Here is a 25,101-nt window from a genome sequence, read left to right as displayed (position 1 = left end):
GGTTGTCAGAGTGGCAGATAGCTGACCGTCTCGCCTGCCCGCCGCGCGCCATCGTCTGCGGGGCGGATCAGCAGCGCATCGGCGGAGGAAAGGATCGACAAAAGCGAGCTGTCCTGCCGGTCGAACGGGGTAATCTGCGGCACGCCGTCGGTGTGCGTCAGGCGCGCGCGCATGTAATGTGTGCGCGGGCCGGTCGGGCCGGTGTCTTGTGCAAGAACGGCAGGGCGGGGTTGGGGGGCAATTGCATCCTGCGGCATGCCCAGAGCCGCGCGGATCATCGGCAGCAGGAACAGATGCGCGCAGACCACAGATGACACCGGGTTGCCGGGCAGGCCGAGCATGGCGGCGTTGCCCAGACGGCCCGCCATCAGCGGCTTGCCGGGGCGCATGGCGATTTTCCAGAACGCGCGCTGCATCCCCAGGCGTTCCGCCACCTGCGCCACCAGATCATGATCGCCGACCGACGCGCCGCCGGTGGTGACGATGATATCGGCATCACTCGCCAGCCCCAGCACATATGTCAGCGAGTCCATGGTGTCGCGGGCAATGGGCAGCAGGCGGACTTCCGCACCAGCTTCCTCGGCCAAAGCCTTGAGGGTAAAAGAATTCGACGCGATGATCTGGTCGGGGCCGGGGGTGTCGCCCGGCATCACCAGTTCATCCCCGGTGGCGATGATCGCCACGACGGGGCGGCGGCTGACGGGAACCATGGCGATGTTCATCGAGGCCAGAAGGGCCAGATCATTCGGGCGCAGCAGGCGCGCAGACAGCGTATCCCCGGCGCGAAAATCCTGCCCGGCGGGGCGGATGTGGGGGCCGGCGTCGGCCCCGTCCTTGATGGTAATCAGGTCACCGTCGCGCGCCACATCTTCCTGAATGATGACGCGGGTGGCCCCCGCAGGCAGCGGTGCGCCGGTAAAGATGCGGGCGGCCTGCAAGGGGCCGAGGGTGCCCTGCCACGCATGGCCCGCCCCCGCTTCGCCCACCACGGTAAAGCGGTCGCCGGCCATGGGGTCGCCCTGCACGGCATAGCCATCCATGGCGGAGGCGGCAAAGGGCGGCTGGTCGCGGGTGGCGATGGCGGGCTGCGGCATGTAGCGCCCGCAGGATTGTGCCAGAGGTACGGGTTCAAGCGGAAGGGGGGTGACCAGCGCAAGGCAGTGGGCGAGCGCTTCATCAACCGAGATCATGGCTGATCCCCGGCGACGTAGCGGCCCGATTTGCCACCATCTTTAAGAACCAGATGTATCCCTTCGATCCGCATGGATTTTTCGACCGCTTTCACCATGTCATAAATTGTCAGGCAGGCCACCGATACGGCGGTCAGCGCCTCCATCTCCACCCCGGTCTGGCCTCCGGTCTTCACGGTCGCTTCGACCACCACACCGGGAAGGGCGGGGTCTGGGGTCAGCGTCAGCGCGACCTTGGTGATCGGCAGGGGGTGGCAGAGCGGAATCAGATCAGCGGTTTTCTTGGCAGCCATGATCCCGGCCAGCCGGGCCACGCCCAGCACATCACCCTTTGTTGCCTGCCCGGAAGTGATCAGCGCCAAGGTTTCCGTCGTCATCACCACCGACCCGCGCGCGACCGCCACACGGTCCGTGACCGGCTTGTCCGAGACATCGACCATATGCGCGGCACCTGTCGCGTCGAAATGCGTAAGGCGAGCTGGGTCGGTCATACGCCACCTTGGGCGGTCAGCGGGCGGGACAGGATGGCGCGGGTGGCGACCGCCACATCATCCTGCCGCATCAGCGCTTCGCCGATCAGGAAGCAGCGCGCGCCGTATTGCGCCAGATCGGCCAGATCGGCAGGAGTATAAAGCCCGGATTCCGACACGATCAGCCGGTCTTCGGGCACGCGGCGGGCCAGATCGCGGGTGGTGTCCAGCGTGACCTCGAAAGTATGCAGGCTGCGGTTGTTGATGCCCATCAGCGGCGATTTCAGCAGGGTTGCCCGATCCAACTCGGCCCGGTCATGCACCTCGATCAGCACGTCCATGCCCCATTCGAAGGCCGCCGCCTCCAGTTCCGCCGCCTGTTCATCCGACAGGGTGGCCATGATCAGCAGGATGCAATCGGCTTGCAGGGCGCGGGCCTCGGCCACCTGATAGGGGTCGTACATGAAATCCTTGCGCAGGCAGGGCAGGGCGGTGGCCTGCGCGGCCTGCGTCAGAAACTCATCCGCGCCCTGAAACGAGGGCGTGTCTGTCAACACCGACAGGCAGGTGGCACCGCCTTCGGCATAGGCCTTTGCCAGCGCCGGTGGGTCGAAATCGGCGCGGATCAGGCCCTTGGAGGGGCTGGCCTTCTTGATCTCGGCAATCAGGCCATAGCCGGTGGCGGCCGCCACCGACAGCGCCTTGGCAAAGCCGCGGGGGGCCGGGGCAGCGCGCGCAGCGGCCTCGACCTCGGCCAACGGGCGGGCGGCCTTTCGCGTGGCGATCTCTTCCAGCTTATAGGTTTTGATGCGGTCGAGGATCGTGGTCATGGCGGTCTTCCTTGCCCTGTGGGCACTCAGGCGTTGGTCAGGCGGGCGAGGGCGGTGATCTTGGCTTTGGCCGCGCCGGAATCGATCGACGCGCGCGCCATCTCGACCCCTTCGATCAGGCTGGTGGCCTTGTCGGCCACGACCAGAGCGGCGGCGGCGTTCAAGAGCACCGCATCGCGGTAGGCCCCCGGCGTGCCATCAAGCAGGGCGCGCAGGGCCACGGCGTTTTCGGCAGGCGTGCCGCCCATGATGGTCTCAAACGGGTGATAGGGCAGGCCCGCATCTTCCGGGTGCAGGGTGAATTCGCGGATGCCGCCATGCTCCACCGCCGCCACCTGCGTCGGCGCGGCGATGGAGATTTCATCGGTGCCGTCGCCACCGTGCACCAGCCAGGCCTTGATGCTGCCAAGCGCCAGCAGGGTTTCGGCCATCGGACGGATCAGAGCCGGAGAAAACGCGCCCGTAAGCTGGCGTTTCACGCCAGCAGGGTTGGTCAGCGGCCCGAGGATGTTGAAGATGGTGCGCGTGCCCAGTTCCTGCCGGACCGGCATGACATGGCGGATCGCGGGGTGGTGCATCGGGGCCATCATGAAGCCGATCCCGGCCTCGGCCAGACATTTTTCCACCAGCGCCGGGCCGACCATGACGTTCAGGCCCATTTCGGTCAGCGCATCCGCCGCGCCCGACTTGGACGACAGGTTGCGGTTGCCATGTTTGGCCACCACGACCCCCGCACCCGCCACCACAAAGGCCGTCGCGGTCGAGATGTTCAGCGTGCCCTTGCCATCGCCGCCGGTGCCGACGATGTCCATCGCGCCTTCGGGGGCGGTGACCTTGTTGCATTTGGCGCGCATGACGGTTGCGGCGGCGGCGTATTCATCCACCGTTTCGCCCCGCGTGCGCAGCGCCATCAGGAAGCCGCCCATCTGCGCCGGGGTGCCCTGACCTTCAAACAGCGCGCCGAAGGCAGCTTCGGCCTCGGTCCGGGTCAGGGGGCGCTCGGCGGCAAGGCCGATCAGCGGGCGCAGGATATCGCTCATGCGGGCACCCGGACGCCGGCCTCATCGAGAAAATTGCGCAGCAGTTGATGCCCGTGTTCCGAGGCGATGGATTCGGGGTGGAACTGCACGCCTTCAATCAGGTGGGTTTTGTGGCGCAGGCCCATGATCGTTCCATCCTCCAGCCATGCCGTGACTTCCAGACAATCGGGCAGGCTTTCCCGTTCCACGATCAGCGAATGGTAGCGGGTGGCAAGGAAGGGAGAGGGCAGGCCAGCGAACACGCCTTTGCCTTCGTGGTGCATGGCACCCATCTTGCCATGGACGATTTCATGGCAGCGGATGACCTTGCCACCGAACGCTTCACCAATCGTCTGATGCCCAAGGCAGACGCCCAGCAGGGGGATTTTCGCCTCATAAGCCGCCGTGGTCAGCGGCAGGCAGATGCCTGCCTGTGCCGGATCGCAGGGGCCGGGCGACAGGATGATGGCCTGCGGGGCCATGGCCAGCACGTCCTGCACATTCAGCGCGTCATTGCGTTTTACAACGACATCCGCCCCAAGCTCGCCAAAATAATGAACGAGATTGTAGGTAAAGCTGTCGTAGTTGTCGATCAGAAGCAGCATCTTGCTTGGGCCTGTCGGATAGGGGATGAAGCGAGGGGCGGGTCGGGCTATAGATGGTCAGACCGGGGCAGGGGCGTCAAGACCGCTTGATCACCTAGCCTGGATGGGCACTTGATCAGCTGTGCCGGATCGGCACAATGTCCGGCAACGAAAAAAGGGGCAAGGCAGTGCGCGGGTTTGTTCGAGGAGTGTTGTGGGGCAGTCTGGCCGCCGCAGGTGGTCTGGTGGTGGTGTCGCAGGTCGCAGGGCCGGTGCCGGTACAGCGCGCAGATCTGGGGCAAAGCGATGCGGTGCCCTTGGCGGTGCCGGTGGGGGATTCGCCTGAGTCCGCTGCGCCCGAAGCTGTCGCCCCCGCGCCGGTCGAAGCTGCGCCCGTTGAACCCGAAGCGGTGGAGCCTGCGCCTGCTGCGGAAGAGGCTGAGGCAGATTTGCCCGACGCGGTCACACCCGATGCGCCGCTGATGGCGCCCGAGGCCCCTGCCAGCAGTGACCCTGCCGAAGCACAGGCCGGGCTGCCGGTGATGCCCGACCCCGCAAATGTTCCGCCGAGTGCTGTTCCGCAAACAGCTGCTCCTCAATCAGATGCCCTCCCGGCCGACGTGCCCCCCCCGGCAGAGCCACCGGTGGCCCCGCCGAGTGAGGCTCCCGCCGGGCGGATGGCAACCGCCGGGCAGGTCAACCCCCTGCCGGATGCTCCCGCCCCCGGTCATGCGCCGATGACGACCGTTCAACCCGGCGCGCCCGGCCTGCCGCAAGCCGAGGGTGCCCCTGCGCCTGCCGATCTGCCGCCGCCGCCACCGCTGACGCCGGATGAAGAGGCACTGCTGCTGCCGCTGCCGGATGACGCGCCTGAAGATGGAACAAAAGCCACACTGGTTGACCCGACACCAGAGCCGATGCCTCTGCCAGAGCCATTGCCTGAACAGCCGGAACCCGCGCCTGCAGAACCGCCTTCTACAGGGCAGGGCAGTCTGATCCCGGCGCCGGAGCTTGGTGATCAGGCTGCGGGGGTGGTCACCGGAAGGTTGCCGCGCATCGGGGTTGATCCTGCGCCGGGCTCTGCTGGTGACCCTGTCGCGGTGACGGACGCGGCGGGCGAGGATGACGCAACGCCGCTGCGCCGCTATGCGCGGCCCTTTGACAACGCCACGCAAAAGCCGCTGTTCGCGATTCTGTTGCAGGATGACGGCGAAGAGAGTGTGAACCGCACCGAACTGGCAGCGCTGGATCTGCCGCTGTCCATCGTGATCGACCCCCTGTCCGACGGGGCCGCTGCGCGCGCCGCGATCTGGCGGGCGGGCGGGCAGGAAGTGGTGATGGCGGGCACCGGCATTCCCGTGGGGGCTGGCCCCGGCGATCTGGAGCAGAGCTTTCAGGTGCTGGCCAGCCGCCTGCCCGAAGCGGTGGCGGTGATTGATGCCGATGGCAGCGCCTTCCAGAATGATCGTCCGCGGGCGGCGCAGGTTGTGCCCATTCTGGCCGAACAGGGCCGGGGTCTGGTGACCTTTGATCAGGGGCTGAACGCCGCCGATCAAGTTGCGCGGCGCGAAGGTCTTCCCGCCGCGACGATCTTTCGCCGCATTGATGGTGAGGGCGAGGACAGCCCGGTGATCCGCCGCTATCTTGACCGGGCGGCATTCAAGGCGGCGCAGGAAGGCCGCGTGATCGTGATCGGCACGTTGCGGCCTGAAACGGTTGCCGGTGTCTTGGAATGGGCGATCGAAGGACGGGCGTCGACCGTTACGCTGGCCCCGATCTCGGCGATGTTGCAAGTGAACTGACCGCTACAGCCTTGCCTGCGGCACCCCCATCGGGCGCAGCAGGCCAAGGGTGGCGCGCAGGATCACGACGACTGCGGCCCCGGCCAGGGCGCCGGGCGCAAAATCCATCATCGCACCGATCACCCCGCCCAGCACAAAACCGGTGGCCGCCGCAGGCAACCAGCCGAACCAGCCGAGCCGGATCAGCAAGGACGCCACCGGCAGGGTCAGGATCATTCCGGCAAGGCTGAGCAAGGGCGACAGCATCAGCGCAGTGCCGGTCACCCAGAGCGACACCCCGGCGCTGGCGGGCAGGAAGGGTTGCGCAAGGTTGACCAGCCCAAGGCACAGCACGCCAAAAGCCGAAGGCAGGATCACCGCCACCGCCGCTGCCGTCAGCAGATCGCGCCAGGGCGTCTGCATCTGCTCGGGCGAGCGGATCAGGCTCATGCTGCCGAGCCGCCTACCGTCAGCCCACCGATCAGCAGGGTGGGCTGGCCAACGCCGACCGGCACCCATTGCCCCGCCTTGCCGCAATTGCCGATGCCGGGGTCAAGCGCCAGATCATTGCCAATGGCGCGGATCTGTTTCAGCGCGGTTGCCCCGTCGCCGATCAGTGTCGCACCTTTCACGGGCGCACCGACGACGCCGTTCTGCACCCGGTAGGCTTCGGTGCAGGAAAACACGAACTTGCCGTTGGTGATATCGACCTGACCGCCGCCGAAGCCTACGGCATAGATGCCATCTTTCAGCCCTGCCAGAATGTCTTTCGGGTCATCGGGGCCTGCCAGCATGTAGGTGTTGGTCATGCGCGGCATCGGGATATGGGCATGGCTTTCGCGGCGACCATTGCCGGTGGGGGCCACGCCCATCAGGCGCGCGTTCTGGCGGTCCTGCATGAAGCCCACCAGAATCCCATCCTCGATCAACACGTTGCGGGCCGAGGCTGTACCTTCGTCGTCAATGGAAATACTGCCGCGCCGGTCGGGGATGGTGCCGTCATCCAGCACAGTCACCCCCCGCGCGGCGATCTGCTGGCCCATCAGCCCGGCAAAGGCAGAGGTTTTCTTGCGGTTGAAGTCGCCTTCCAGACCGTGGCCGATGGCTTCGTGCAGCAAAATGCCGGGCCAGCCGGGGCCAAGGACCACGTCCATAACACCTGCGGGGGCCGCGACAGCCTCTAGGTTGACCAACGCGATCCGCAGCGCCTCGCGCACCATGGGTTGCCAGCGACCCGGTTGCATCAGCGCGGCCAGACCATGGCGCCCGCCGCCGCCCATGCCGCCCTGTTCGCGCCGACCGTTCTGTTCCACAATCACCGACACGTTCAGCCGCGCCATCGGGCGAATGTCGCGCAGGCGGAGGCCTTCGGGGCGAAGGATCTCCACCTCCTGATACGAGGCCGACACGGTGGCCGAGACCTGAATCACCCTTGGGTCAAGGTCGCGGGCGAAGGCATCAATCTCGCGCAGCATGTCGATCTTGATGGCAAATGTGGCATCGGCCATCGGGTCGGCGTCGCCATAAAGCTTTACATTGGTGCCCTGCGGCGCGGCGGCCATCACGCCGCCACCATCGCCCACCGCCAGCCGCGCGGTGTCTGACGCGCGGATCAGGGCTTTTTCGCTGATCTCGGTCGCATGGGCATAGCCTGCCACCTCGCCGCGCACCGCGCGCAGGCCGAAACCTTCCGACGCGTCATACGAGGCAGTCTTGATCCGGCCGTCATCCAGCACAATCGCTTCGGACCGGCGGCGTTCCAGATACAGCTCGCCATCATCGGCCCCCATGGTGGCCGCGCGCACGATCGCCAGTGCCGCCGCCTCGTCCAGATGCGTTTCAAACGGGCGGAAGGGCTGATCGGTCATGGGAGATGTCCTTGATCTGAGTCAAATGGCGCTGCTTTGTCGCAACGGTTTCTCTTGTGGCAGAAGCCCTAATATGGTTTCAAGACAACCGGAAACAACGGGATTCTGTCGCGTGCGTACCATGCGATACGGGCAGAACCCTGACAAGCGGCGCCCAAGCCGTAAGGATAACGGGAACAGAACATGCGTCTTTGGAACCAAATCGGCGGGTTTGCCGCCAGTGTTGCGGGCTTGATGTCAGGCAGTGCTGCGCTTGCGCAAGGTCTTGAAATCGTGGGAAGACCCATCGACAGGGGCACGGATTTCCAGCCAGCGGCTACCGAACTGGCCCGCGATCTGCAGGGGCTTGACTGGATGCTTCTGGTGATCATCACCGTGATCACCATCTTCGTGACCGGTCTGCTGATCTGGGTGATCTTCCGCTACAACGAAAAGCGGAACCCCAAGCCTGCGACATTTACCCACAATTCGCCGCTGGAAGTGGGCTGGACCGTGGTGCCGATCCTGATCCTGGTGTTCATCGGGGCGTTTTCACTGCCGGTGCTGTTCAAGCAGCAGGAAATCCCGGTGGGCGACATCACCATCAAGGTGACTGGTTACCAGTGGTACTGGGGCTACGAGTATGTGGATGACGGCATCAATGAGCCGAATGCCGAAGGTGCGACTCCGGTTGCGTTTGACAGCTTCATGATCGGCGCCCCTGCCACGGGTGGTGACAACCGCCTGACGCCGGAAGTGTCGGCGCAGCTTGCGGCGGCAGGCTACTCCGACCGTGATTTCCTGTTGGCCACCGATACCGCCGTTGTGGTCCCGATCGGGCGCACCATCGTGATGCAGATCACCGCTGCCGATGTGATCCACTCCTGGACCATCCCAGCCTTCGGCGTGAAGCAGGATGCGGTGCCGGGCCGTCTGGCGCAGTTGTGGTTCAATGCCGAGCGTGAAGGCATCTATTTCGGCCAGTGTTCGGAACTATGCGGCATTGCGCATGCTTATATGCCCATCACGGTCAAGGTCGTGTCGGAAGAGGTTTACGCCCAATGGCTCGCCGCAGCACAAGCCGGTGATGTGGTGCTGTCGGACGCCGATGTTGAAGCCTATTCGGCAACCCGTCTGGCCGCGAACAACTGATCTGCCCTGACGGGTAAGCGATGCGGATGGCCCCGTGACCCGGGGCCATTTCCCTAAGCCAAGGAAATGCAATGAGCGATGTTCAGGCCTACCCCGACAGTGGAGAGGCGCAGTTTGGCGATTATGTCGCGCTGCTGAAGCCGCGTGTGATGTCGCTGGTTGTGTTCACCGCGCTGGTTGGGCTGCTGGTCGCGCCAGTGGGTGTGCATCCGGTGGTGGGGTTTGCCGCGATTTTGTTCATAGCGCTTGGGGCAGGGGCTTCGGGTGCTTTGAACATGTGGTGGGACGCTGATATTGACGCAGTGATGAAGCGCACCCAAAGCCGCCCGGTGCCTGCCGGCAAAGTGCAGGCGGGTGAGGCGCTGGGTCTGGGGCTGGCGCTGTCGGGCATTGCTGTGGTGATGCTGGCATTGACCGCCAATCTGGTGGCGGCGGGGCTGCTGGCCTTTACCATTTTCTTCTATGCCGTAGTCTATTCGATGTGGCTCAAGCGATTGACGCCGCAGAACATCGTGATCGGTGGCGCTGCGGGGGCCTTTCCGCCAATGATCGGCTGGGCCGTGGCCACGGGCGGCGTGTCGCTGGAATCGGCGTTGATGTTCGGGCTGATCTTCATGTGGACCCCGCCGCATTTCTGGGCGCTGGCGCTGTTCATGAAGGAAGATTACCACAAGGCGGGCGTGCCGATGCTGACGGTGACGCATGGCCGGGCTGAGACCCGGCGGCAGATCCTGATCTACACGGTGCTGCTGGCCCCGGTGTCGGTCTGGGCAGCGCTGACCAGCATCGGCGGGCCGTTCACGCTGGCAACCGCCTTGGTGCTGAATGCGATTTTCCTGAAAGGCGCCTATGACATCTGGAAACGCCCCGAAGCGCAGGCCGAGGGCGACAAATATGCGGTCGAAAAGCGGGTGTTCAAATTCTCGCTTGCCTATCTGTTCCTGCATTTTGCCGCGTTTCTGGTGGAAGCGCTTCTTAAGGTCTACGGTCTGGGGGGTTGGGCATGAGCTTTCGCCCGGACCATGAACTGCATCAGCGCCGGCTTTCGCGCAATGTCGGCCTTGGTGTGACGCTGGTGGCCTTTGTGGTGCTGGTGTTTGCGCTGACGGTGGTGAAAGTCACGCGCGGCGACCCGATGCAGGCTTTTGACCACACCGTGCGGCCTGAACTTCTGCCCGCACAAACCGGGGGGACGCAACCATGAACAGCACCGTGAAAACCGCCGCCAAGCTGGCGGGTGTGGCCGTGATGATGGCGTCGCTGTCCTTTGCCGCCGTGCCGTTTTACGACTGGTTCTGTCGGGTGACCGGTTTTGGCGGCACCACCGCCGTGGCCTCTGCCGCGCCGGATACGATTCTGGACCAGACCATCCAGATCCGCTTTGATGCATCGACCTCGGGCGCGATGGCATGGGAGTTCAAGCCGATGCAGCGCACCATGACCGTGCGGATCGGTGAAAACGCCCTGGCATTTTACGAGGCGCACAACCCCACCGACCGGGTGATCGCCGGCACAGCCAGCTACAACGTGACGCCGGATGCGGCGGGCGGGTATTTCGCCAAGATCGCCTGTTTCTGCTTTACCGAACAGGTTTTGCAGCCGGGCGAAACCGTGCAGATGCCGGTCAGCTTTTTCGTGGACCCTGCGATCGTGACCGATCGCGAAGGCAAGTTCGTGAAAGAGATCACCCTGTCCTATACCTTTTACGAAACAGAACTGACGTCAGAGCAGGCGGCCCTTGCCGTTCCGCCTGCCGACACTGTAAACTGATAAAAAAGAACCGAGGGATGCGACCATGGCCCACGCCAAGAACCACGACTACCACATTCTGCCACCGTCGATCTGGCCGTTCCTGGCCGCACTCGCGGCCTTCGTCATGCTGTACGGCTCTGTCCTGTGGATGCACGGGTCGGGCCCCTGGCTGGGCCTGATCGGCTTTGTCGGTGTGCTTTATGTGATGTTCGCCTGGTGGGCGGACATGGTGACGGAAAGCCAGGTCGGCGATCATACCCCGGTTGTGGTGATCGGCCTGCGCTATGGCTTCATCATGTTCATCATGTCGGAAGTGATGTTCTTTGCCGCATGGTTCTGGTCGTTCTTCAAACACGCCATGTACCCGATGGGGCCGCTGTCGCCGATCCAGGATGGCCAGTGGCCGCCTGCCGGAATCGAGACGTTTGACCCCTGGCACCTGCCGCTTATCAACACGCTGATCCTGTTGTGCTCGGGTGCTGCTGCGACCTGGGCGCACCATGCTCTGGCTCACGAAAACAACCGCAAAGATCTGGTGAACGGGTTGATCCTGTCCATCGTTCTGGGCGTGTTCTTCACCATTCTGCAGGTTTATGAATACACCCATGCCGCCTTTGGCTTTGCCGGCAACATCTATGGTGCCAACTTCTTCATGGCGACCGGGTTTCACGGGTTTCACGTGGTGGTCGGCACCATCTTTCTGGGCGTCTGCCTGATCCGCGCGCTGAAGGGGCATTTCACGCCCGAGCGTCATGTGGGGTTTGAGGCGGCGGCCTGGTACTGGCATTTCGTCGATGTGGTCTGGTTGTTTCTGTTTGCGTCGATCTACGTCTGGGGTCAGTAACCCCGGCGGGCCTGTAGGCCCGTTGACGGCACCACCGGGCGCGGGCCAATGGGCCCGCGCCTTTCGTTTGGAGAGCTCTTGCCAATGACCACCTCCGCGCCCCGCCGCATGATCCTTCCCTTGCTGTTCGGCCTTATCGGGGCGGCGGTTCTGGCGGGCCTTGGCCTGTGGCAGCTGGAGCGGCTGGCGTGGAAAAACGCGGCTCTGGCCGATATTTCGGCGCGGATCGTGGCCGATCCTGTGGCGCTGCCCGCATCGCCCGACTCGGAGGCGGACCGTTACCTGCCGGTTACCGCAACAGGCAGCTACACCGGCGAGTCGCTGGATGTGCTGGTCAGCCGCCGAGAAATCGGCGCGGGTGTGCGGGTGATTGCTGTGTTCGAGACGGACGGGCGCCGGGTGCTGGTCGACCGGGGCTTTGTACGCGAGGGTGACCGTGCCGCCGCGCGCGGGGCGGATGCGGCCAGCGTCACCGGCAACCTGCACTGGCCCGATGAGGTGGACAGCTTCACCCCGACCCCCGATGCCACCACCGGGTTGTGGTTCGCCCGCGATGTCCCCGCGATGGCCACGCAACTGGCCACCGAACCGCTGCTGATCGTGGCCCGCAGCCCCACCGCGCCGGGGATCGAGCCGATGCCGGTCGACACTTCGGGCATTCCGAACAACCATCTGGGCTATGCCGTGCAATGGTTCGGGCTGGCGGCAGTCTGGTTGGGGATGACAGCGTATCTTCTGTGGCGTATCAGGCGCAGAACGGTCTGAAAGCGAGACTCTGATGAAATACATCTCTACACGCGGCACCGCCCCGGTTCTTGGCTTTGGCGAGGCGATGATGACCGGCCTTGCCCGCGATGGCGGTCTCTATGTGCCGCAAACCATTCCCACCATGACCCCTGACGAGATCGCCGCACTTGCCGGTCTGTCTTATGAGGAGATCGCTTATCGTGTGATGCGGCCCTATCTGGGCGACACCTTTGGGGACGATGAATTCCGGGGCCTGCTGGCGGCGGCCTACAAACCCTTTGGCCATCACGCCCGCGCGCCGCTTGTGCAGCTGGCGCCGAACCATTTCCTGCTGGAACTGTTTCACGGCCCGACGCTGGCGTTCAAGGATTTCGCCATGCAGCTGATCGGCCAGATGATGCAGGCGGCCTTGGCGAAAACGGGTGAGCGGATCACCATTGTCGGCGCGACCAGTGGCGACACCGGATCGGCGGCGATGGAGGCGTTCCGGGGGCTGGCCAATGTGGATCTGTTCATCCTCTACCCGCATGGCCGGGTGTCCGAGGTGCAGCGCCGCCAGATGACCACGGCGGTGGAAGACAACGTGCATGCGCTCGCCATGGATGGCGATTTCGATGACTGTCAGGCCCGCGTCAAGGATATGTTCAACGACTTTGCTTTCCGCGATGGTGTGCGGCTGGCGGGGGTCAACAGTATCAACTGGGCGCGGGTTCTGGCGCAGGTGGTGTATTACTTCAGCAGCGCGGTCAGCTTGGGTGCCCCGCACCGGGCGGTCAGCTTCACCGTGCCGACCGGGAATTTTGGCGATATCTTTGCGGGCTATATCGCCCGCAAGATGGGCCTGCCGATCGAGAAGCTGGTGATCGCCACCAACCACAATGACATCCTGCACCGCGCGCTGACCTCGGGTGATTACATCAAGGATGGGGTCAGGCCGTCGATGAGCCCGTCGATGGATATTCAGGTCAGCTCCAACTTCGAGCGTGCCTTGTTTGATGCGTATGGTCGCGATGGCAGCGCGGTGGCGCAGCTGATGGACGAGCTGAAATCGGGGGGCTTCCACATTTCCCAAGGCGCGCTGGAATCGTTGCGCGCCACCTTCGCCTCGGGCCGCTGTTCGGAAGAAGAGACCAGCGCCACCATCACCCGCGAATATGTGCGCACCGGCGAGGTGCTTTGCCCGCATTCCGCCGTTGGCGTCAAGGTCGCGAATGACCATCTGGGCAATACGCCGATAATCACGCTGGCCACCGCGCACCCCGCCAAGTTCCCCGACGCGGTGCTGGAGGCCATCGGCCAACGCCCCGCATTGCCCGCCCGCATGGCCGACCTGTTCGACCGGCGTGAACGGCTGACCCGAGTGCCCAATGATCTGGCACGTCTTCAATCCCTGATCCGCGAAAGGATCGCATCTTGAGTCTGCAAATCTCGACCCTGCCCAATGGCCTGAAGATCGTCACCGAACATATGCCGGGGCTGCAATCTGCCTCGGTCGGGGTCTGGGTCATGGCGGGGGGGCGGCACGAGGCTGCCGCACAGAACGGCATTGCGCATTTTCTGGAACATATGGCGTTCAAGGGCACGGCCAAGCGCACGTCGCTGCAGATCGCCGAAGAAATCGAGGATGTGGGCGGCTATATCAACGCCTATACCTCCAAGGAAATGACCGCCTATTACGCCCGCTGTCTGGTGGCCGATGTACCGCTGGCGCTGGATGTGATCTCGGATATCGTGCTGAATCCGGTGTTCGATCCCAAAGAGATTGAAACGGAACGCCACGTGATCTTGCAAGAAATCGGGCAGGCGCTGGACACGCCCGATGACATCATCTTCGACTGGTTGCAGGAGGTGAGTTACCCCGACCAGCCGTTTGGCCGCACGATTCTGGGGCCGTCCGAGCGGGTGAGCAGCTTTACCGCCGAGGATCTGCGCGGCTTTGTCGGCCAGCATTATGCGCCCGACCAGATGATTCTGTCCGCTTCGGGTGGTGTGGATCATGAGGCCATCGTGCATCAGGCGCGCGAGATTTTCGGTCATCTTTCCGCGCGTGGCCTGAGCGTGGTGGAACCCGCCGCGTTTATCGGCGGCGAGCGGCGTGAGGTGAAAAAGCTGGAACAGGTGCATTTCGCCCTGTCGCTGGAAGCGCCCGGCTATCGGCACCCGGATGTTTACACCGCGCAGGTCTATGCGATGACGATGGGCGGCGGCATGTCCTCGCGCCTGTTCCAGAAGATCCGCGAAGAGCGGGGCTTGTGCTACTCGATCTTTGCGCAATCGGGTGCCTATGAGGATACCGGGTCGATCACCATTTACGCCGGCACCTCGAAGGAAGAGATTGCGGCGCTGACCCAGTTGACGGTCGACGAGATGAAACGCGCCGCCGATGACATGACCGAGGCCGAGGTGGCCCGCGCCCGCGCGCAACTGAAAGCCGGGTTGCTGATGGGGCTGGAAAGCCCATCGAACCGGGCCGAGCGCAATGCGCGGCTGCTGGCGGTCTGGGGCCGCGTGCCGACGCCGGAGGAGGCTGTGGCCAAGATCGATGCGGTGAACATGGCCGATGTGCGCCGCTTTGCCGGGGAACTGGCGGGTGCGAAAACCGCGCTGGCGATGTATGGCCCGGTGGCACGCGCCCCCGGTCTGGGGGTTATCCGCGACCGGCTTGCCGCCTGATGCTGCCCTTCCGCCGTCGTCCCAAGCTGGAGACAGAGCGCATGACCCTGCGCCTGCCCACGCATGGCGACTGGCGGCCTTGGGCGGAACTGCGCGAAAGCAGCGCGGGGTTTCTGACCCCGTGGGAACCGGTCTGGTCGGTTGACCATCTGTCGCGGCGGTCGTTCACCAACCGGGTGTACTGGGCGCAGCGGGCCGAGGCGCAGGGCACGGCGGTGCCCTTCCTGCTGATCCGGCGGCAGGATCAGCAACTTCTGGGGGCGATCACGCTGGACAACATCCGGCGCGGCCCCGCACAATGCGGCACCATCGGCTATTGGGTGGGCGAGCCGTTCAGCCGACGGGGCTACATGCGCGAGGCGATTTTGTCGGTGGTGCACTACGCCTTTGCGACGCTGGACCTGAGCCGGGTTGAAGCCGCCTGCCTGCCGGAAAACGCGGCGAGCCGGGGCGTATTGGAAAAGACCGGCTTCAAGTATGAAGGTGTCGCGCAAAGCTATCTGCAGATCAACGGCCGGTGGCGCAATCATGTGCTTTACGCCGCTTTGCGCGCCGACCGGCGCGGCCGCACCGATGCAGGCTAGGGCTTGACGAAAGCGTGAACGGAAGCGGCGGCTGACGCAGCGGCAAGCCGTGCTAGCTTTTAGGATCAACCCGGAGGTGTCCGATGCGTTTTACGATCCTGCCCGCCTTGTTGCTGTCCCTGCTCTCCGCGCCCGTCCTTGCGCAGGACCGCATCCCATCGCATTGCTTTGCTGTGGCACAGGGCATCTCCCGGGTGATGCCTGTCAGTTTTGCCACCGGTCTGGCGCAGGATCAGGTCCGCATCCATTTCATCGGCCACGCCAGCTTTGCGATTGCCGCGGGCGGCACAACGGCGGTCACCGATTTCACCGGCTACACCGGCATGGCCGATTGGGCGCCCGACGTGGTCACCATGAACAATGCCCATTCCACCCATTGGACGGCGAACCCCGATCCGCGCATCCCGAACGTGCTGCAAGGCTGGGCCGATGCGGCGGGGCCGGCGCAGCATGAACTGGACCTGGGGGCCATGCTGGTGCGCAATGTACCCACAGACGTCCGCTCGCGCTGGGGCGACGGCGCGCGCGCAGACGGAAATTCGATCTTTGTCTTCGAGGCGGGCGGCCTGTGCATCGGCCATCTGGGCCATCTGCACCATGCGCCCGATGATGCGCAATATGCCAGCATCGGGCGGCTGGATGTGGTGATGGTGCCGGTGGATGGCGGCTATACCATGGCGGTGTCAGAGATGGCCGAGGTGGTGCGCCGGTTGCGCTCATCCATCGTCATTCCGATGCACTGGTTTTCCGGGTCATCCCTGCGGATGTTTCTGGATAACATGAGTGCGGAATTTGAGGTGGTGGAAACCGGGATGCCCTCGCTTGACGTGTCGCTGCGCAACCTGCCGGGGCGGCCGACGATCATGTTGCTGCTGCCCGAGGGGATCGACTGACCGGCCCTGTTATGGCTGCCGCAGCGGCAGCGTTGCAACAGCGGTTTTCTTGCCCGCAGGCTTGGCGTAAAGCGAGAGGAAAGGAGCCGCCGATGCTGAACGACTGCACCCCCGACCTGTTGTCTGCGCTGGACGAGGCGCGCCCCGGCCTGTTGCGCGCGGTAGCCCCGCGCGATGTGGAAGAGCCGCGCGGGCGGTGGCGTGGCCTTGCAGGGGCGGTGGCCTGCCCTCGCAACACGGCAGAGGTGGCGGCCATCGTGACCGCCTGCGCCCGGGCCCGTGTCGGCATCATCCCGATGGGCGGCGGCACCGGGCTGGTGGGGGGGCAGGTGATGCCGGGTGGCCCTGCGCCGCTGATCCTGTCGCTGGAGCGGATGAGCGCGCTGCGCGCGGCCTACCGTGACGAGAATGTGCTGGTGGTCGAGGCCGGGATGATCCTGGCCGATGTGCAGGCGGCGGCAGACGGGATCGGTCGGATCTTCCCGCTGTCACTGGCGTCGGAAGGCTCGGCCCGGATCGGTGGCAATCTGGCGGCGAATGCGGGCGGGGTGAATGTGCTGCGCTACGGCAACACGCGCGATCTGTGTCTGGGGCTGGAGGCGGTGCTGCCCGATGGCAGCATTTTCAACGGGCTAAAGCGGCTGCGCAAGGACAACACCGGCTATGACCTGCGCCATCTGCTGATCGGGTCCGAAGGCACGTTGGGCGTGATCACAGCCGCCAGCCTGCGGCTGTTCCCCAAACCCGCCGCCACGGTGGTGGCGCTGCTGGCGGTGCCTGACCCGCGCGCGGCGCTGGACCTGCTGGCGCTGGCCGAAGGAGAGCTGTCCGGGCTGATCTCGGCCTTTGAGCTGATCCACCGGATGGGCTATGACTTTCTGGCGCAGACCATGCCAGAGGTGGCGGTGCCGCTGCACCCCATCCCCGACTGGTCGGTGCTGATCGAACTGGGGCTGCCGCAGGGCGTGGCCCCGGAAGAGGCGATGGCCGGGCTTTATGCGCAGGCGGCAGAGGTCGGGTTGGTGCTCGACGGGGTGATCGCCACATCGGCGGCGCAGGCAGCAGGGCTGTGGCGCATCCGCGAAAGCATTCCCGAAGGCAACCGCCGCATTGGTGCTGTGTCGAGCCATGACATCAGCCTGCCCCTGTCGGAAATCCCCGGTTTCATACCGCGCGCGGGGGCTGCGCTGGCGGCCTTGGGCGACTGGCGGATCAACTGTTTTGGCCATCTGGGCGACGGCAACCTGCATTTCAACGTTTTCCCGGTGCCGGGCCGCAGCCGTAAGGCCCATGACCACCAGCGCGACGCGATCAAGGCCTGCGTGCATGACATCGTGCATGATCTGGGTGGCTCGGTCAGCGCCGAGCATGGCATCGGGCGGCTGAAGGTCGCTGATCTGGAACGCTACGGCGATCCGGCCAAGCTGGCGGCGATGCGCGCGATCAAAGCTGCCCTTGACCCGCTGGGCATCATGAATCCCGGCGCGGTGCTGCGCGGCTGAGGGGGGCAGCCCCCCACACCGCTCAGCAGTTGGGCACGTTCACCGCCAACCCGCCAAGCGAGGTTTCCTTGTATTTCTCGTGCATATCCCGCCCTGTCTGGCGCATCGTCTCGATACACGCATCCAGACTGACCAGATGCTGCCCGTCGCCGCGCATGGACAGCGAGGCGGCAGAGACTGCCTTGATCGCGCCAAGGCCGTTACGTTCGATGCAGGGCACCTGCACCAGCCCTCTGACCGGGTCGCAGGTCATGCCAAGGTGGTGTTCCAGCGCGATTTCTGCTGCGTTTTCCACCTGTTCCGGGCTGCCGCCCAGCACCGCGCACAGGCCCGCGGCGCCCATTGCGGCGGCGCTGCCCACTTCGGCCTGACAGCCGCATTCCGCGCCCGAGATGCTGGCATTGTGTTTGCACAACCCGCCGATGGCGGCGGCGGTCAGCAGGAAATCGGCGATGCGCGACGGCGCTGCCCCCGGCACATGGTCCAGCCAGTAGCGGATCACCGCAGGCACAACGCCTGCCGCGCCATTGGTGGGCGCGGTCACCACTTGGCCCCCGGCGGCGTTTTCCTCATTCACCGCCATGGCATACAGGCTCATCCAGTCGTTGATCGTGTGCGGGGCCTGCATGTTCAGCCCGCGTTCGGCCAGCAGCTGATCGTGAATGCCCTTGGCGCGGCGCCGCACTTTCAGCCCGCCGGGCAAGATGCCGCTGCCTTCCATGCCCCGGTCGATGCAGGCGCCCATCACCTCCCACAGCCGGGCGATGCCGCGATCCAGCTCGGCGGCGGTGCGAAAGCGCAGCTCATTGGCGCGTTTCATTGCGGCGATCGACAGGCCGCTGTCTTTGGCCATGGCCAGCATTTCGGCGGCGGTCTCAAAAGGGTAGGGCACATCGGCGCGGGTTTTTCCCTTGGCACCGGAGGTTTCCGCCAGTTCTTCTGCTGTCAGGACAAAGCCGCCGCCGATAGAGTAATAGGTTTCCTCCAGGATCACATCGCCCTGCGCATCGGTGGCACGCAGGATCATGCCGTTGGCATGGCCGGGCAGGGCGGGGCCGTAATCGAAGGCCAGATCCTTGCCGGGGTCGAAGTGTAGCGCCCTCAATCCGGGCGGGGTGATCTGGTGGGTCTGCTTGATCTCGTCCAACGCCGCATCGGCGCGCTCTGCGTCATAGCTTTCCGGCACAAATCCGGCGAGGCCGAGGATGGTGGCGCGGTCGGTCGCATGGCCCACGCCGGTAAAGGCAAGGCTGCCGTGCAGCGATGCCCGCAGCCCATGCGCCTGGAACGGCGAGGCGCGCAACAGGTCCAAAAACCGGGCGGCTGCCACCATCGGCCCCATGGTGTGGCTGGAGGACGGGCCGATCCCCACCTTGAACATATCAAAGACCGACAAGAACATGCGGCATCCCTTTGTATTGATGCCGCAGTGTGCGCCGGATTGACTGTGCTTCACCAGACGAAAGCGACATTGCACGGGCACCAGCGGCATCACTGTCCGGCAGGCATTTGGGCGGCTTGCGCCGGGTGTGCGGCAGTGTGGCGGTCAATTCACCCTCGCACGTGCGGGCCGCATTCCCTATAACGCGGGCAGTTGCACCGCATCATTCACGGGGAATCGCTCATGGCTGCCGACCTCTCGCCCATCGACAAGGCCAAATTTCTGGCCGCCAAGCGTGCGATCGACTTTGTCGAGGGCGGGATGAAGCTGGGTCTTGGCACCGGGTCCACCGCCGCCTGGATGGTGCGCTGTCTGGCCGAGCGTATCCGCGAAGAGGGTTTGCGGGTGGTCGGCGTGCCGACATCAAGCCGGACGGCGCAGCTGGCCACACAGCTGGGCGTGCCGATCACCACGCTGGACGAGGCGAAGTGGCTGGATCTGACCATTGACGGCGCAGATGAGTTTGACGGCAATCTGAACCTGATCAAGGGCGGCGGAGCCGCGCTGTTGCAGGAAAAGATCGTGGCCACCGCGTCGGACCAGATGATCGTCATCGCCGATGCCGCCAAGGATGTGACCCAGCTTGGCGCCTTTCCCCTGCCCGTCGAGGTGATCCCCTTTGGCTGGCAGACCACCAAGGCGCTGGTCGAAGAGACGTTGGTTTCCCTTGATGTGCTCAACCGCGATGTGACGTTGCGGATGAACGGGGCGGCGCCGCTGGTGACGGACGAGTCGAACTATATCCTTGATCTGCATTTGAAACGCATCGGCAACCCGCGCCAGCTGGCGCTGGTGCTGAACCAGATCCCGGGTGTGGTTGAAAACGGGCTGTTCATCGACATCTGCGACATCGTTGTGATCGGCCATGCCGATGGCCGGGTGACGGTGCGCGACATCAACTCGGGCGAGACCGAGGAAGATCGGGTGGAGTTCGTGCCGACATCCAACATATTCGCGGATCTGGACTGATGGGTTTTGATGTAGACTTGTTTGTCATCGGCGGCGGCTCGGGCGGGGTTCGGGCGGCGCGGATGGCAGCGGCCACCGGGGCCACGGTGGCACTGGCCGAAGACAGCCGGTTGGGTGGCACCTGTGTCATCCGGGGCTGCGTGCCGAAAAAGCTGATGGTCTTTGCCTCCGGGTTCCGTGAGATGCCGGCCGAGGCGCGGGCCTATGGCTGGGATATTGCAGACGGCACCTTTGACTGGGCCGCGTTCCGCACCACCCTGCATGCGGAACTGGACCGGCTGGAAGGCGTCTATCGCCGGTTGCTCGAAGGGTCGGGCGTGCGCGTGCATGACGCGCGGGCGCGCTTGTGTGACGCGCATACGGTGGTTTTGTCCAGCGGGGAAACGGTGACCGCAAAGCACATTCTGGTGGCGACAGGCGGCTGGCCGGAACGCCCCGATCTGCCGAATGCCCACCTTGGGCTGGTGTCGGATGACATATTCGAGCTCGACGCGCTGCCGAAATCCATGCTGATCGTGGGCGGCGGGTTCATCGCCTGCGAGATGGCCTGCATTCTGGCCGGCCTGGGCGTAAAGGTCACGCAATTCTATCGCGGGGCGCAGATCCTGCGCGGCTTTGACGATGAAGCGCGCGGGCTGATTGCCGAGTCGATGACGGCGCAGGGGATCGATCTGCATCTGGGAACCAACGTGGTCGAAATGGCCGAGGCCGCCGCGATGGTTGGAGGGGACGGCAACATGGGCGCGGGCGTGGACTCGGCGACGGATCTCTTGCCACAAACCGGAAAGCGCGGCTGCCCGGTCTGGGTCAAGGCCACGAACGGCATGGAACAGACCTTCGAGTCGGTGCTGTTTGCCACTGGCCGCCGTCCGAGCACGCAAGGCATCGGACTTGAAGACCTTGGCGTAAGCCTCGGGCGGCGCGGCGAAATCGTGGTGGACGACTACAGCCAGACCGCCGTGCCGTCGATCTACGCCATCGGCGATGTGACCAACCGCGTCAACCTGACCCCGGTGGCGATCCGCGAAGGCATGGCCTTTGTCCGCACCGTGTTCGAGGGGGAGCCGACGGCAGTCGACCATGACCTGATCCCCAGTGCGGTGTTCACCCAGCCGGAACTGGGCACGGTCGGGCTGACCGAAGAAGCCGCGCGCGAGAGCGAACCGATCGAGGTCTATTGCAGCAGCTTTCGCCCGATGCGCAGTGCCTTTGCCGGCAGCGATGCGCGGGTCTTGATGAAACTGATCGTCAGTCAGGCGAGCCGCAAAGTGCTGGGATGTCACATCGTCGCACCTGACGCTGGCGAAATGATCCAGCTTGCGGCGATTGCCGTCAAAATGGGGGCCACAAAGGAAGATTTTGACCGTACAGTGGCGGTTCACCCGACAATGGCCGAAGAATTGGTCACGATGCGAACAGCGACACGCAAGGCATGACCGGAATTGCTTGATTTTCGCGTCGGAATGACCAGTTAAAAGACACAAGCGAACAAGAAGGGTTTCAGCGAATGGCAAGTGGAGGTCCCTGGGGGGGCGGCGGCGGCTCGGGCGGCGATGATCGTGGCAATGGACGTGATGACGAACGCAAGACGCCAGGCCGCAGGCCGGAAAACGCGGGTCCGCAAATTCCCGAGATCGACGAGATCGTCAAGAAGGGCCAGGAACAGCTGCGCGTCCTGATGGGCGGGCGTGGCAAGGGCGGCAGCAATGGCGGCGGTGGCGGCGGGCGTGGACCGTCTTCGCCACGCATCACCAAACAGGGCATCGCGCTGGGGGCTTTGGCCGCTGTGGCGCTGTGGGGTTTTGTGTCTTTCTACACCGTTCGCCCGGAAGAACGCTCGGTCGAGCTGTTCCTGGGCGAGTTTTCCACCATCGGCAATCCGGGCCTGAACTTTGCGCCCTGGCCACTGGTCACGGCGGAAATTGTGCAGGTGACCAACGAACGGACCACCGATGTCGGCGTGGGTCGTACCGGTGAGGACGCCAGCCTGATGCTGACGCGCGATCAGAACATCGTGGACATCGGTTTTCAGGTGGTCTGGAACATCGAAGATCCGTCGAAGTTCTTGTTCAACCTTGCCGACCCGGCGGACACCATCCGTGCAGTATCGGAATCGGCGATGCGCGACATCATTGCCCGGTCGGAACTGTCGCCGATTTTGAACCGCGACCGGGGGGCGATTGCCACCGATCTGCGGGCGGCGGTGCAGGGCACGCTGGATACCTATGATGCGGGCCTGAACGTCATCCGCGTCAACTTCGAAAAAGCCGACCCGCCGCGTGAGGTGATTGATGCCTTCCGCGCCGTGCAGGCAGCACAGCAGGAACGCGACCGGCTGGAAAAAGAAGCCGATGCCTATGCCAACCGCGTCACCGCCGGGGCCCGCGGTGAAGCCGCGCGTCTGGTCGAGGAGGCCGAAGCCTACCGCGCGCAGGTCGTCAACGACGCCTCGGGTGAGGCGAGCCGGTTCCTGTCGGTCTATGAGGAATATGTGAAAGCGCCCGAAGTGACGCGCAAACGCATGTATCTTGAAACGATGGAACGGGTGCTGGGCAGCATGAACAAGGTCATTCTGGATGGCGTTCAGGGTGGCGAAAACGGTCAGGGTGTCGTGCCCTTCCTGCCGTTGAATGATCTGGGTCGTCAGACACCTGTTGCAGCCCCGGCTGCGGCATCGACCGGAGGAAACAACTGATGAAAGCTCAACTTATTCTGCCTGTCGTGGCAGTTATTGCCGTGGCAGCCTTCTCGTCGATCTTTATTGTGGACGAACGGGAAAAGGCGCTGGTCCTGCAATTCGGTCAGGTCAAGCAGGTCAAGGAAACGCCCGGACTGGGTTTCAAGATCCCGCTGATCCAAGAAGTTGTCACCTATGATGACCGGATTCTGGGCCTGCCGACGCAACCGCTGGAAGTGACCCCGCTGGATGACCGCCGGTTGATCGTCGATGCCTTTGCCCGTTGGCGGATTAGCAATTTGATCGAGTTCCGCGAAGCCGTGGGCGCGGGTGGGGTCGATTCCGCCCAGACCCGTCTGGACCGGATTCTGAACGCGGCAATCCGTGAAGTGCTGGGTTCGGTGCCGTCGGGTCGGGTGCTGTCGGAAGACCGGACCGCGCTGATGAACCAGATCCGCGACCGCGCGCGGGTTGAATCGGGGGCTTTGGGCATCGAGGTGATCGACGTGCGCCTGACCCGTACCGATCTGCCCGAACAGAACCTTGCCGCGACCTTTGCCCGGATGCGGGCCGAACGGGAACGCGAGGCGGCGGATGAAATCGCGCGCGGTGGTGAAGCTGCCCAGCGGGTGCGGGCGACCGCAGACCGGACCGTGGTGGAACTGACCTCCGACGCGCGCCGCATGGCCGAAGTCGCCCGCGGTGAGGCGGATGCCGAACGGAACGGCATCTATGCCGAAGCCTTTGGCCGCGACCCCGAATTCTTTGCCTTCACGCGCTCGCTGACGTCATACGAGCGGTCGTTGCAATCAGGGAATTCGTCGATCGTGATGCAGCCGGACTCTGAGTTCTTCACCTATCTGCGCAGCGATCTGGCTCCGTCTGACCGGGCGACCGTGCCAGAGGCCGTACAGGGGACAACGGCAGCGACGACGCCGTGATCTGGGTTCTGCTGGCCATCGGGCTGGTGGCTGTTGTCGAGGGGCTGGTGCTTGCACTGGCCCCTTCGCGTCTGGAACAGGTGCTGGCCATGATGGCCAGCCTGTCGATCGACAACCGGCGGCTGGTCGGGCTGGTTTCGGTGGCGGTGGGGGCAACGCTGATTGCGCTGGCCCGCTGGATCGGATTTTAGGGGCAGATCGAAAGGTCGGGTCCCTGCGCGGGCCAGGGGCCACTGTCGCGCGCCAGCACGCCGTCTGGGCCAAGCGTCACCGTCATCATCCGTGACCAGTCGGCCGAGGCGACAACCACCGCATCGCGCCCCTGACACCGGACGGTGCCACCGGCGATGCTGCTATCGCCGATCCGGTGATTGGTGAACCCGGGCGCGCGGGCGAGTTCGACAAGCCTGTCGCCCTCCAGCCGCACAAACACCAGCTCCCGCGCCAGATGCGGGCGGTCGACATAGGCGATCTCGACCCTGCCGTCGCCGTCAAAATCGCCCCATCCCGCAGGGGACAGCCAGCGGTTCGGCTGCCCGATGTAGGGCGTGGCCGCACGCCTGCCATCTGCGTCATAGATGGCGAGCGCGGCCCCTTGGGTGACCGAGGTTTCAACCACCAACACCTCTGGCCGGCCATCATCGTCAAAATCGGCCAGCCGGGCGGTGGTGTCTTCGAATACGTGGCTGTCTGGAAGGGTAAAGCGCAACCGCCTCGCATCTGACAGGGTCAGCTCCAGACCGCCCCATTCCAGCGCATCGCCCAGCACCGCATGCGCATAGCGGTCGGTCGGCGCAATCAGTCTGGCAGAGGCGATGTCCTGCGCCATGGCTGGGCCCGTCAGCCCCATCAGCACCGCAAGACCCAGACGCATCAGATCTGCTTTTCCGGCATCTGCACAACCAGACCGTCCAGCGCGTCAGAGACCTTGATCTGGCAGGTCAGGCGGGACCGGGCAGGATCTGGCTGATAGGCGAAATCGAGCATGTCTGCTTCCATGCTGTCTTTTTTGGGCAGGCGATCGACCCATTCGGGGGCGACATAGACATGGCAGGTCGAACAGGCGCAGGCCCCACCGCAATCGGCTTCGATTCCCGGAATGCCGTTGTCGCGGGCACCTTCCATCACGGTCAGGCCATTGGCCACATCCACGATATGTTCTTTGCCGCCGTGTTCCACATATTTGATTTTGGCCATCGTCTGTC

The 25,101-nt window shown here is 64.5% G+C and carries 27 protein-coding genes; 17 read left to right on the top strand and 10 right to left on the bottom strand.

Features of this window, described 5'->3' with window-relative positions; all coding sequences use genetic code 11:
• Positions 1 to 5 precede the first annotated feature (5 nt).
• Genes EEB11_RS13275 through EEB11_RS13255 form a run of 5 tightly spaced genes read right to left on the bottom strand, consistent with a single transcriptional unit; the run spans position 6 to position 4,114 of the window.
• Positions 6 to 1,190 carry a molybdopterin molybdotransferase MoeA gene (locus EEB11_RS13275; RefSeq protein ID WP_135432084.1) on the bottom strand — a complete coding sequence of 395 codons (1,185 nt, stop codon included), beginning with the start codon at positions 1,188 to 1,190 and terminating at the stop codon, positions 6 to 8.
• Positions 1,187 to 1,681: a cyclic pyranopterin monophosphate synthase MoaC gene (moaC, locus tag EEB11_RS13270; RefSeq protein WP_135432083.1), complete on the bottom strand. Its 495-nt coding sequence runs from the start codon at positions 1,679 to 1,681 to the stop codon at positions 1,187 to 1,189. Before moaC ends, EEB11_RS13275 begins: the two co-directional genes overlap by 4 nt.
• A complete protein-coding gene (gene trpC / locus EEB11_RS13265; protein WP_135432082.1) occupies positions 1,678 to 2,490 on the bottom strand; it encodes an indole-3-glycerol phosphate synthase TrpC in 813 nt (270 codons plus the stop codon). The genes moaC and trpC overlap by 4 nt, the downstream gene beginning before the upstream one ends.
• A gap of 26 nt (positions 2,491 to 2,516) precedes the next feature.
• On the bottom strand, positions 2,517 to 3,530 hold the full coding sequence (gene trpD / locus EEB11_RS13260; protein ID WP_135432081.1) for an anthranilate phosphoribosyltransferase: 1,014 nt from the start codon (positions 3,528 to 3,530) through the stop codon (positions 2,517 to 2,519).
• Positions 3,527 to 4,114 carry an anthranilate synthase component II gene (locus EEB11_RS13255; RefSeq protein ID WP_135432080.1) on the bottom strand — a complete coding sequence of 196 codons (588 nt, stop codon included), beginning with the start codon at positions 4,112 to 4,114 and terminating at the stop codon, positions 3,527 to 3,529. The genes trpD and EEB11_RS13255 overlap by 4 nt, the downstream gene beginning before the upstream one ends.
• 167 nt (positions 4,115 to 4,281) lie before the next feature.
• On the opposite strand from EEB11_RS13255, the gene EEB11_RS13250 reads away from it, so the two are divergent.
• Positions 4,282 to 5,895, top strand: coding sequence for a polysaccharide deacteylase family 2 protein (locus EEB11_RS13250; protein ID WP_135432079.1), 1,614 nt, complete (start codon positions 4,282 to 4,284; stop codon positions 5,893 to 5,895).
• Positions 5,896 to 5,898: 3 nt separating this feature from the next.
• Here the strand turns inward: EEB11_RS13250 and EEB11_RS13245 are convergent, their stop codons facing one another.
• On the bottom strand, positions 5,899 to 6,324 hold the full coding sequence (locus EEB11_RS13245; RefSeq protein WP_135432078.1) for a hypothetical protein: 426 nt from the start codon (positions 6,322 to 6,324) through the stop codon (positions 5,899 to 5,901).
• Entirely contained in the window at positions 6,321 to 7,742 is a 1,422-nt protein-coding gene (gene tldD / locus EEB11_RS13240) for a metalloprotease TldD (protein ID WP_135432077.1), read from the bottom strand. Before tldD ends, EEB11_RS13245 begins: the two co-directional genes overlap by 4 nt.
• Positions 7,743 to 7,925: 183 nt before the next feature.
• Between tldD and coxB the strand changes: the two genes are divergently transcribed.
• The 11 genes from coxB (at position 7,926) to EEB11_RS13185 (ending at position 17,868) form a co-directional block, all read left to right on the top strand.
• A complete protein-coding gene (gene coxB, locus EEB11_RS13235; RefSeq protein WP_135432076.1) occupies positions 7,926 to 8,873 on the top strand; it encodes a cytochrome c oxidase subunit II in 948 nt (315 codons plus the stop codon).
• Positions 8,874 to 8,944: 71 nt separating this feature from the next.
• Positions 8,945 to 9,880, top strand: a complete 936-nt coding sequence (gene cyoE / locus EEB11_RS13230; protein ID WP_135432075.1) for a heme o synthase — start codon at positions 8,945 to 8,947, stop codon at positions 9,878 to 9,880.
• Positions 9,877 to 10,077: a cytochrome c oxidase system small membrane protein gene (locus tag EEB11_RS13225; protein ID WP_135432074.1), complete on the top strand. Its 201-nt coding sequence runs from the start codon at positions 9,877 to 9,879 to the stop codon at positions 10,075 to 10,077. Before cyoE ends, EEB11_RS13225 begins: the two co-directional genes overlap by 4 nt.
• Positions 10,074 to 10,643 (top strand): cytochrome c oxidase assembly protein, encoded by a 570-nt coding sequence (locus EEB11_RS13220; protein WP_135432073.1) that lies wholly within the window; start codon positions 10,074 to 10,076, stop codon positions 10,641 to 10,643. The genes EEB11_RS13225 and EEB11_RS13220 overlap by 4 nt, the downstream gene beginning before the upstream one ends.
• 25 nt (positions 10,644 to 10,668) lie before the next feature.
• On the top strand, positions 10,669 to 11,469 hold the full coding sequence (locus EEB11_RS13215) for a cytochrome c oxidase subunit 3 (RefSeq protein WP_135432072.1): 801 nt from the start codon (positions 10,669 to 10,671) through the stop codon (positions 11,467 to 11,469).
• Between the two features lie 84 nt (positions 11,470 to 11,553).
• A complete protein-coding gene (locus EEB11_RS13210; RefSeq protein ID WP_135432071.1) occupies positions 11,554 to 12,234 on the top strand; it encodes an SURF1 family protein in 681 nt (226 codons plus the stop codon).
• Between the two features lie 13 nt (positions 12,235 to 12,247).
• Positions 12,248 to 13,633 (top strand): threonine synthase, encoded by a 1,386-nt coding sequence (gene thrC / locus EEB11_RS13205; protein ID WP_135432070.1) that lies wholly within the window; start codon positions 12,248 to 12,250, stop codon positions 13,631 to 13,633.
• Positions 13,630 to 14,889 (top strand): M16 family metallopeptidase, encoded by a 1,260-nt coding sequence (locus tag EEB11_RS13200; RefSeq protein ID WP_135432069.1) that lies wholly within the window; start codon positions 13,630 to 13,632, stop codon positions 14,887 to 14,889. The genes thrC and EEB11_RS13200 overlap by 4 nt, the downstream gene beginning before the upstream one ends.
• Positions 14,889 to 15,473 carry a GNAT family N-acetyltransferase gene (locus EEB11_RS13195; RefSeq protein WP_135432068.1) on the top strand — a complete coding sequence of 195 codons (585 nt, stop codon included), beginning with the start codon at positions 14,889 to 14,891 and terminating at the stop codon, positions 15,471 to 15,473. Before EEB11_RS13200 ends, EEB11_RS13195 begins: the two co-directional genes overlap by 1 nt.
• Before the next feature lie 83 nt (positions 15,474 to 15,556).
• The gene (locus EEB11_RS13190; RefSeq protein ID WP_135432067.1) at positions 15,557 to 16,366 is read left to right on the top strand and encodes an MBL fold metallo-hydrolase; all 810 of its coding nucleotides are present in this window, start codon (positions 15,557 to 15,559) and stop codon (positions 16,364 to 16,366) included.
• 92 nt (positions 16,367 to 16,458) lie between these two features.
• Complete coding sequence (locus tag EEB11_RS13185; protein WP_135432066.1) at positions 16,459 to 17,868, top strand: FAD-binding oxidoreductase; 1,410 nt, start codon at positions 16,459 to 16,461, stop codon at positions 17,866 to 17,868.
• Positions 17,869 to 17,890: 22 nt separating this feature from the next.
• On the opposite strand, the gene EEB11_RS13180 is transcribed toward EEB11_RS13185, so the two are convergent.
• Positions 17,891 to 19,270: an L-serine ammonia-lyase gene (locus tag EEB11_RS13180; RefSeq protein ID WP_135432065.1), complete on the bottom strand. Its 1,380-nt coding sequence runs from the start codon at positions 19,268 to 19,270 to the stop codon at positions 17,891 to 17,893.
• A 222-nt stretch (positions 19,271 to 19,492) separates the two neighbouring features.
• On the opposite strand from EEB11_RS13180, the gene rpiA reads away from it, so the two are divergent.
• From rpiA to EEB11_RS13155, 5 genes are all read left to right on the top strand, one after another.
• A complete protein-coding gene (gene rpiA, locus EEB11_RS13175) occupies positions 19,493 to 20,278 on the top strand; it encodes a ribose-5-phosphate isomerase RpiA (RefSeq protein ID WP_135432064.1) in 786 nt (261 codons plus the stop codon).
• Positions 20,278 to 21,714, top strand: a complete 1,437-nt coding sequence (locus EEB11_RS13170) for an FAD-dependent oxidoreductase (protein WP_210134423.1) — start codon at positions 20,278 to 20,280, stop codon at positions 21,712 to 21,714. Before rpiA ends, EEB11_RS13170 begins: the two co-directional genes overlap by 1 nt.
• 71 nt (positions 21,715 to 21,785) lie before the next feature.
• On the top strand, positions 21,786 to 22,973 hold the full coding sequence (gene hflK, locus EEB11_RS13165) for an FtsH protease activity modulator HflK (protein ID WP_135432062.1): 1,188 nt from the start codon (positions 21,786 to 21,788) through the stop codon (positions 22,971 to 22,973).
• Positions 22,970 to 23,896, top strand: coding sequence for a protease modulator HflC (gene hflC, locus EEB11_RS13160; protein WP_135432061.1), 927 nt, complete (start codon positions 22,970 to 22,972; stop codon positions 23,894 to 23,896). Before hflK ends, hflC begins: the two co-directional genes overlap by 4 nt.
• Complete coding sequence (locus tag EEB11_RS13155; RefSeq protein WP_135432060.1) at positions 23,893 to 24,087, top strand: DUF2065 domain-containing protein; 195 nt, start codon at positions 23,893 to 23,895, stop codon at positions 24,085 to 24,087. The genes hflC and EEB11_RS13155 overlap by 4 nt, the downstream gene beginning before the upstream one ends.
• On the opposite strand, the gene EEB11_RS13150 is transcribed toward EEB11_RS13155, so the two are convergent.
• On the bottom strand, positions 24,084 to 24,770 hold the full coding sequence (locus EEB11_RS13150) for an FG-GAP repeat domain-containing protein (RefSeq protein ID WP_135432059.1): 687 nt from the start codon (positions 24,768 to 24,770) through the stop codon (positions 24,084 to 24,086). The two genes, EEB11_RS13155 and EEB11_RS13150, sit on opposite strands and share 4 nt — an antisense overlap.
• Positions 24,770 to 25,093, bottom strand: coding sequence for a 2Fe-2S iron-sulfur cluster-binding protein (locus tag EEB11_RS13145; RefSeq protein WP_135432058.1), 324 nt, complete (start codon positions 25,091 to 25,093; stop codon positions 24,770 to 24,772). The genes EEB11_RS13150 and EEB11_RS13145 overlap by 1 nt, the downstream gene beginning before the upstream one ends.
• Positions 25,094 to 25,101 lie beyond the last annotated feature (8 nt).

It is taken from the genome of Pseudotabrizicola sediminis (assembly GCF_004745575.1).
In the GTDB taxonomy this organism is placed as follows: domain Bacteria; phylum Pseudomonadota; class Alphaproteobacteria; order Rhodobacterales; family Rhodobacteraceae; genus Pseudotabrizicola; species Pseudotabrizicola sediminis.
Note: the sequence above shows the minus strand (reverse complement) of the source record. Positions and strands in the feature narration are given on the sequence as shown.

Excerpts from the sequence above, each read along its gene's own strand:
- hflK (WP_135432062.1), top strand. The coding sequence starts at position 21,786 with ATGGCAAGTGGAGGTCCCTGGGGGGGCGGCGGCGGCTCGGGCGGCGAT.
- tldD (WP_135432077.1), bottom strand. The coding sequence starts at position 7,742 with ATGACCGATCAGCCCTTCCGCCCGTTTGAAACGCATCTGGACGAGGCG.
- cyoE (WP_135432075.1), top strand. The coding sequence starts at position 8,945 with ATGAGCGATGTTCAGGCCTACCCCGACAGTGGAGAGGCGCAGTTTGGC.
- rpiA (WP_135432064.1), top strand. The coding sequence starts at position 19,493 with ATGGCTGCCGACCTCTCGCCCATCGACAAGGCCAAATTTCTGGCCGCC.
- EEB11_RS13180 (WP_135432065.1), bottom strand. The coding sequence starts at position 19,270 with ATGTTCTTGTCGGTCTTTGATATGTTCAAGGTGGGGATCGGCCCGTCC.
- trpC (WP_135432082.1), bottom strand. The coding sequence starts at position 2,490 with ATGACCACGATCCTCGACCGCATCAAAACCTATAAGCTGGAAGAGATC.
- EEB11_RS13210 (WP_135432071.1), top strand. The coding sequence starts at position 11,554 with ATGACCACCTCCGCGCCCCGCCGCATGATCCTTCCCTTGCTGTTCGGC.
- EEB11_RS13215 (WP_135432072.1), top strand. The coding sequence starts at position 10,669 with ATGGCCCACGCCAAGAACCACGACTACCACATTCTGCCACCGTCGATC.
- EEB11_RS13170 (WP_210134423.1), top strand. The coding sequence starts at position 20,278 with ATGGGTTTTGATGTAGACTTGTTTGTCATCGGCGGCGGCTCGGGCGGG.
- EEB11_RS13185 (WP_135432066.1), top strand. The coding sequence starts at position 16,459 with ATGCTGAACGACTGCACCCCCGACCTGTTGTCTGCGCTGGACGAGGCG.
- coxB (WP_135432076.1), top strand. The coding sequence starts at position 7,926 with ATGCGTCTTTGGAACCAAATCGGCGGGTTTGCCGCCAGTGTTGCGGGC.
- EEB11_RS13190 (WP_135432067.1), top strand. The coding sequence starts at position 15,557 with ATGCGTTTTACGATCCTGCCCGCCTTGTTGCTGTCCCTGCTCTCCGCG.
- EEB11_RS13255 (WP_135432080.1), bottom strand. The coding sequence starts at position 4,114 with ATGCTGCTTCTGATCGACAACTACGACAGCTTTACCTACAATCTCGTT.
- EEB11_RS13225 (WP_135432074.1), top strand. The coding sequence starts at position 9,877 with ATGAGCTTTCGCCCGGACCATGAACTGCATCAGCGCCGGCTTTCGCGC.
- thrC (WP_135432070.1), top strand. The coding sequence starts at position 12,248 with ATGAAATACATCTCTACACGCGGCACCGCCCCGGTTCTTGGCTTTGGC.
- EEB11_RS13275 (WP_135432084.1), bottom strand. The coding sequence starts at position 1,190 with ATGATCTCGGTTGATGAAGCGCTCGCCCACTGCCTTGCGCTGGTCACC.
- EEB11_RS13150 (WP_135432059.1), bottom strand. The coding sequence starts at position 24,770 with ATGCGTCTGGGTCTTGCGGTGCTGATGGGGCTGACGGGCCCAGCCATG.
- EEB11_RS13195 (WP_135432068.1), top strand. The coding sequence starts at position 14,889 with ATGCTGCCCTTCCGCCGTCGTCCCAAGCTGGAGACAGAGCGCATGACC.
- EEB11_RS13220 (WP_135432073.1), top strand. The coding sequence starts at position 10,074 with ATGAACAGCACCGTGAAAACCGCCGCCAAGCTGGCGGGTGTGGCCGTG.
- EEB11_RS13245 (WP_135432078.1), bottom strand. The coding sequence starts at position 6,324 with ATGAGCCTGATCCGCTCGCCCGAGCAGATGCAGACGCCCTGGCGCGAT.
- EEB11_RS13145 (WP_135432058.1), bottom strand. The coding sequence starts at position 25,093 with ATGGCCAAAATCAAATATGTGGAACACGGCGGCAAAGAACATATCGTG.
- trpD (WP_135432081.1), bottom strand. The coding sequence starts at position 3,530 with ATGAGCGATATCCTGCGCCCGCTGATCGGCCTTGCCGCCGAGCGCCCC.
- moaC (WP_135432083.1), bottom strand. The coding sequence starts at position 1,681 with ATGACCGACCCAGCTCGCCTTACGCATTTCGACGCGACAGGTGCCGCG.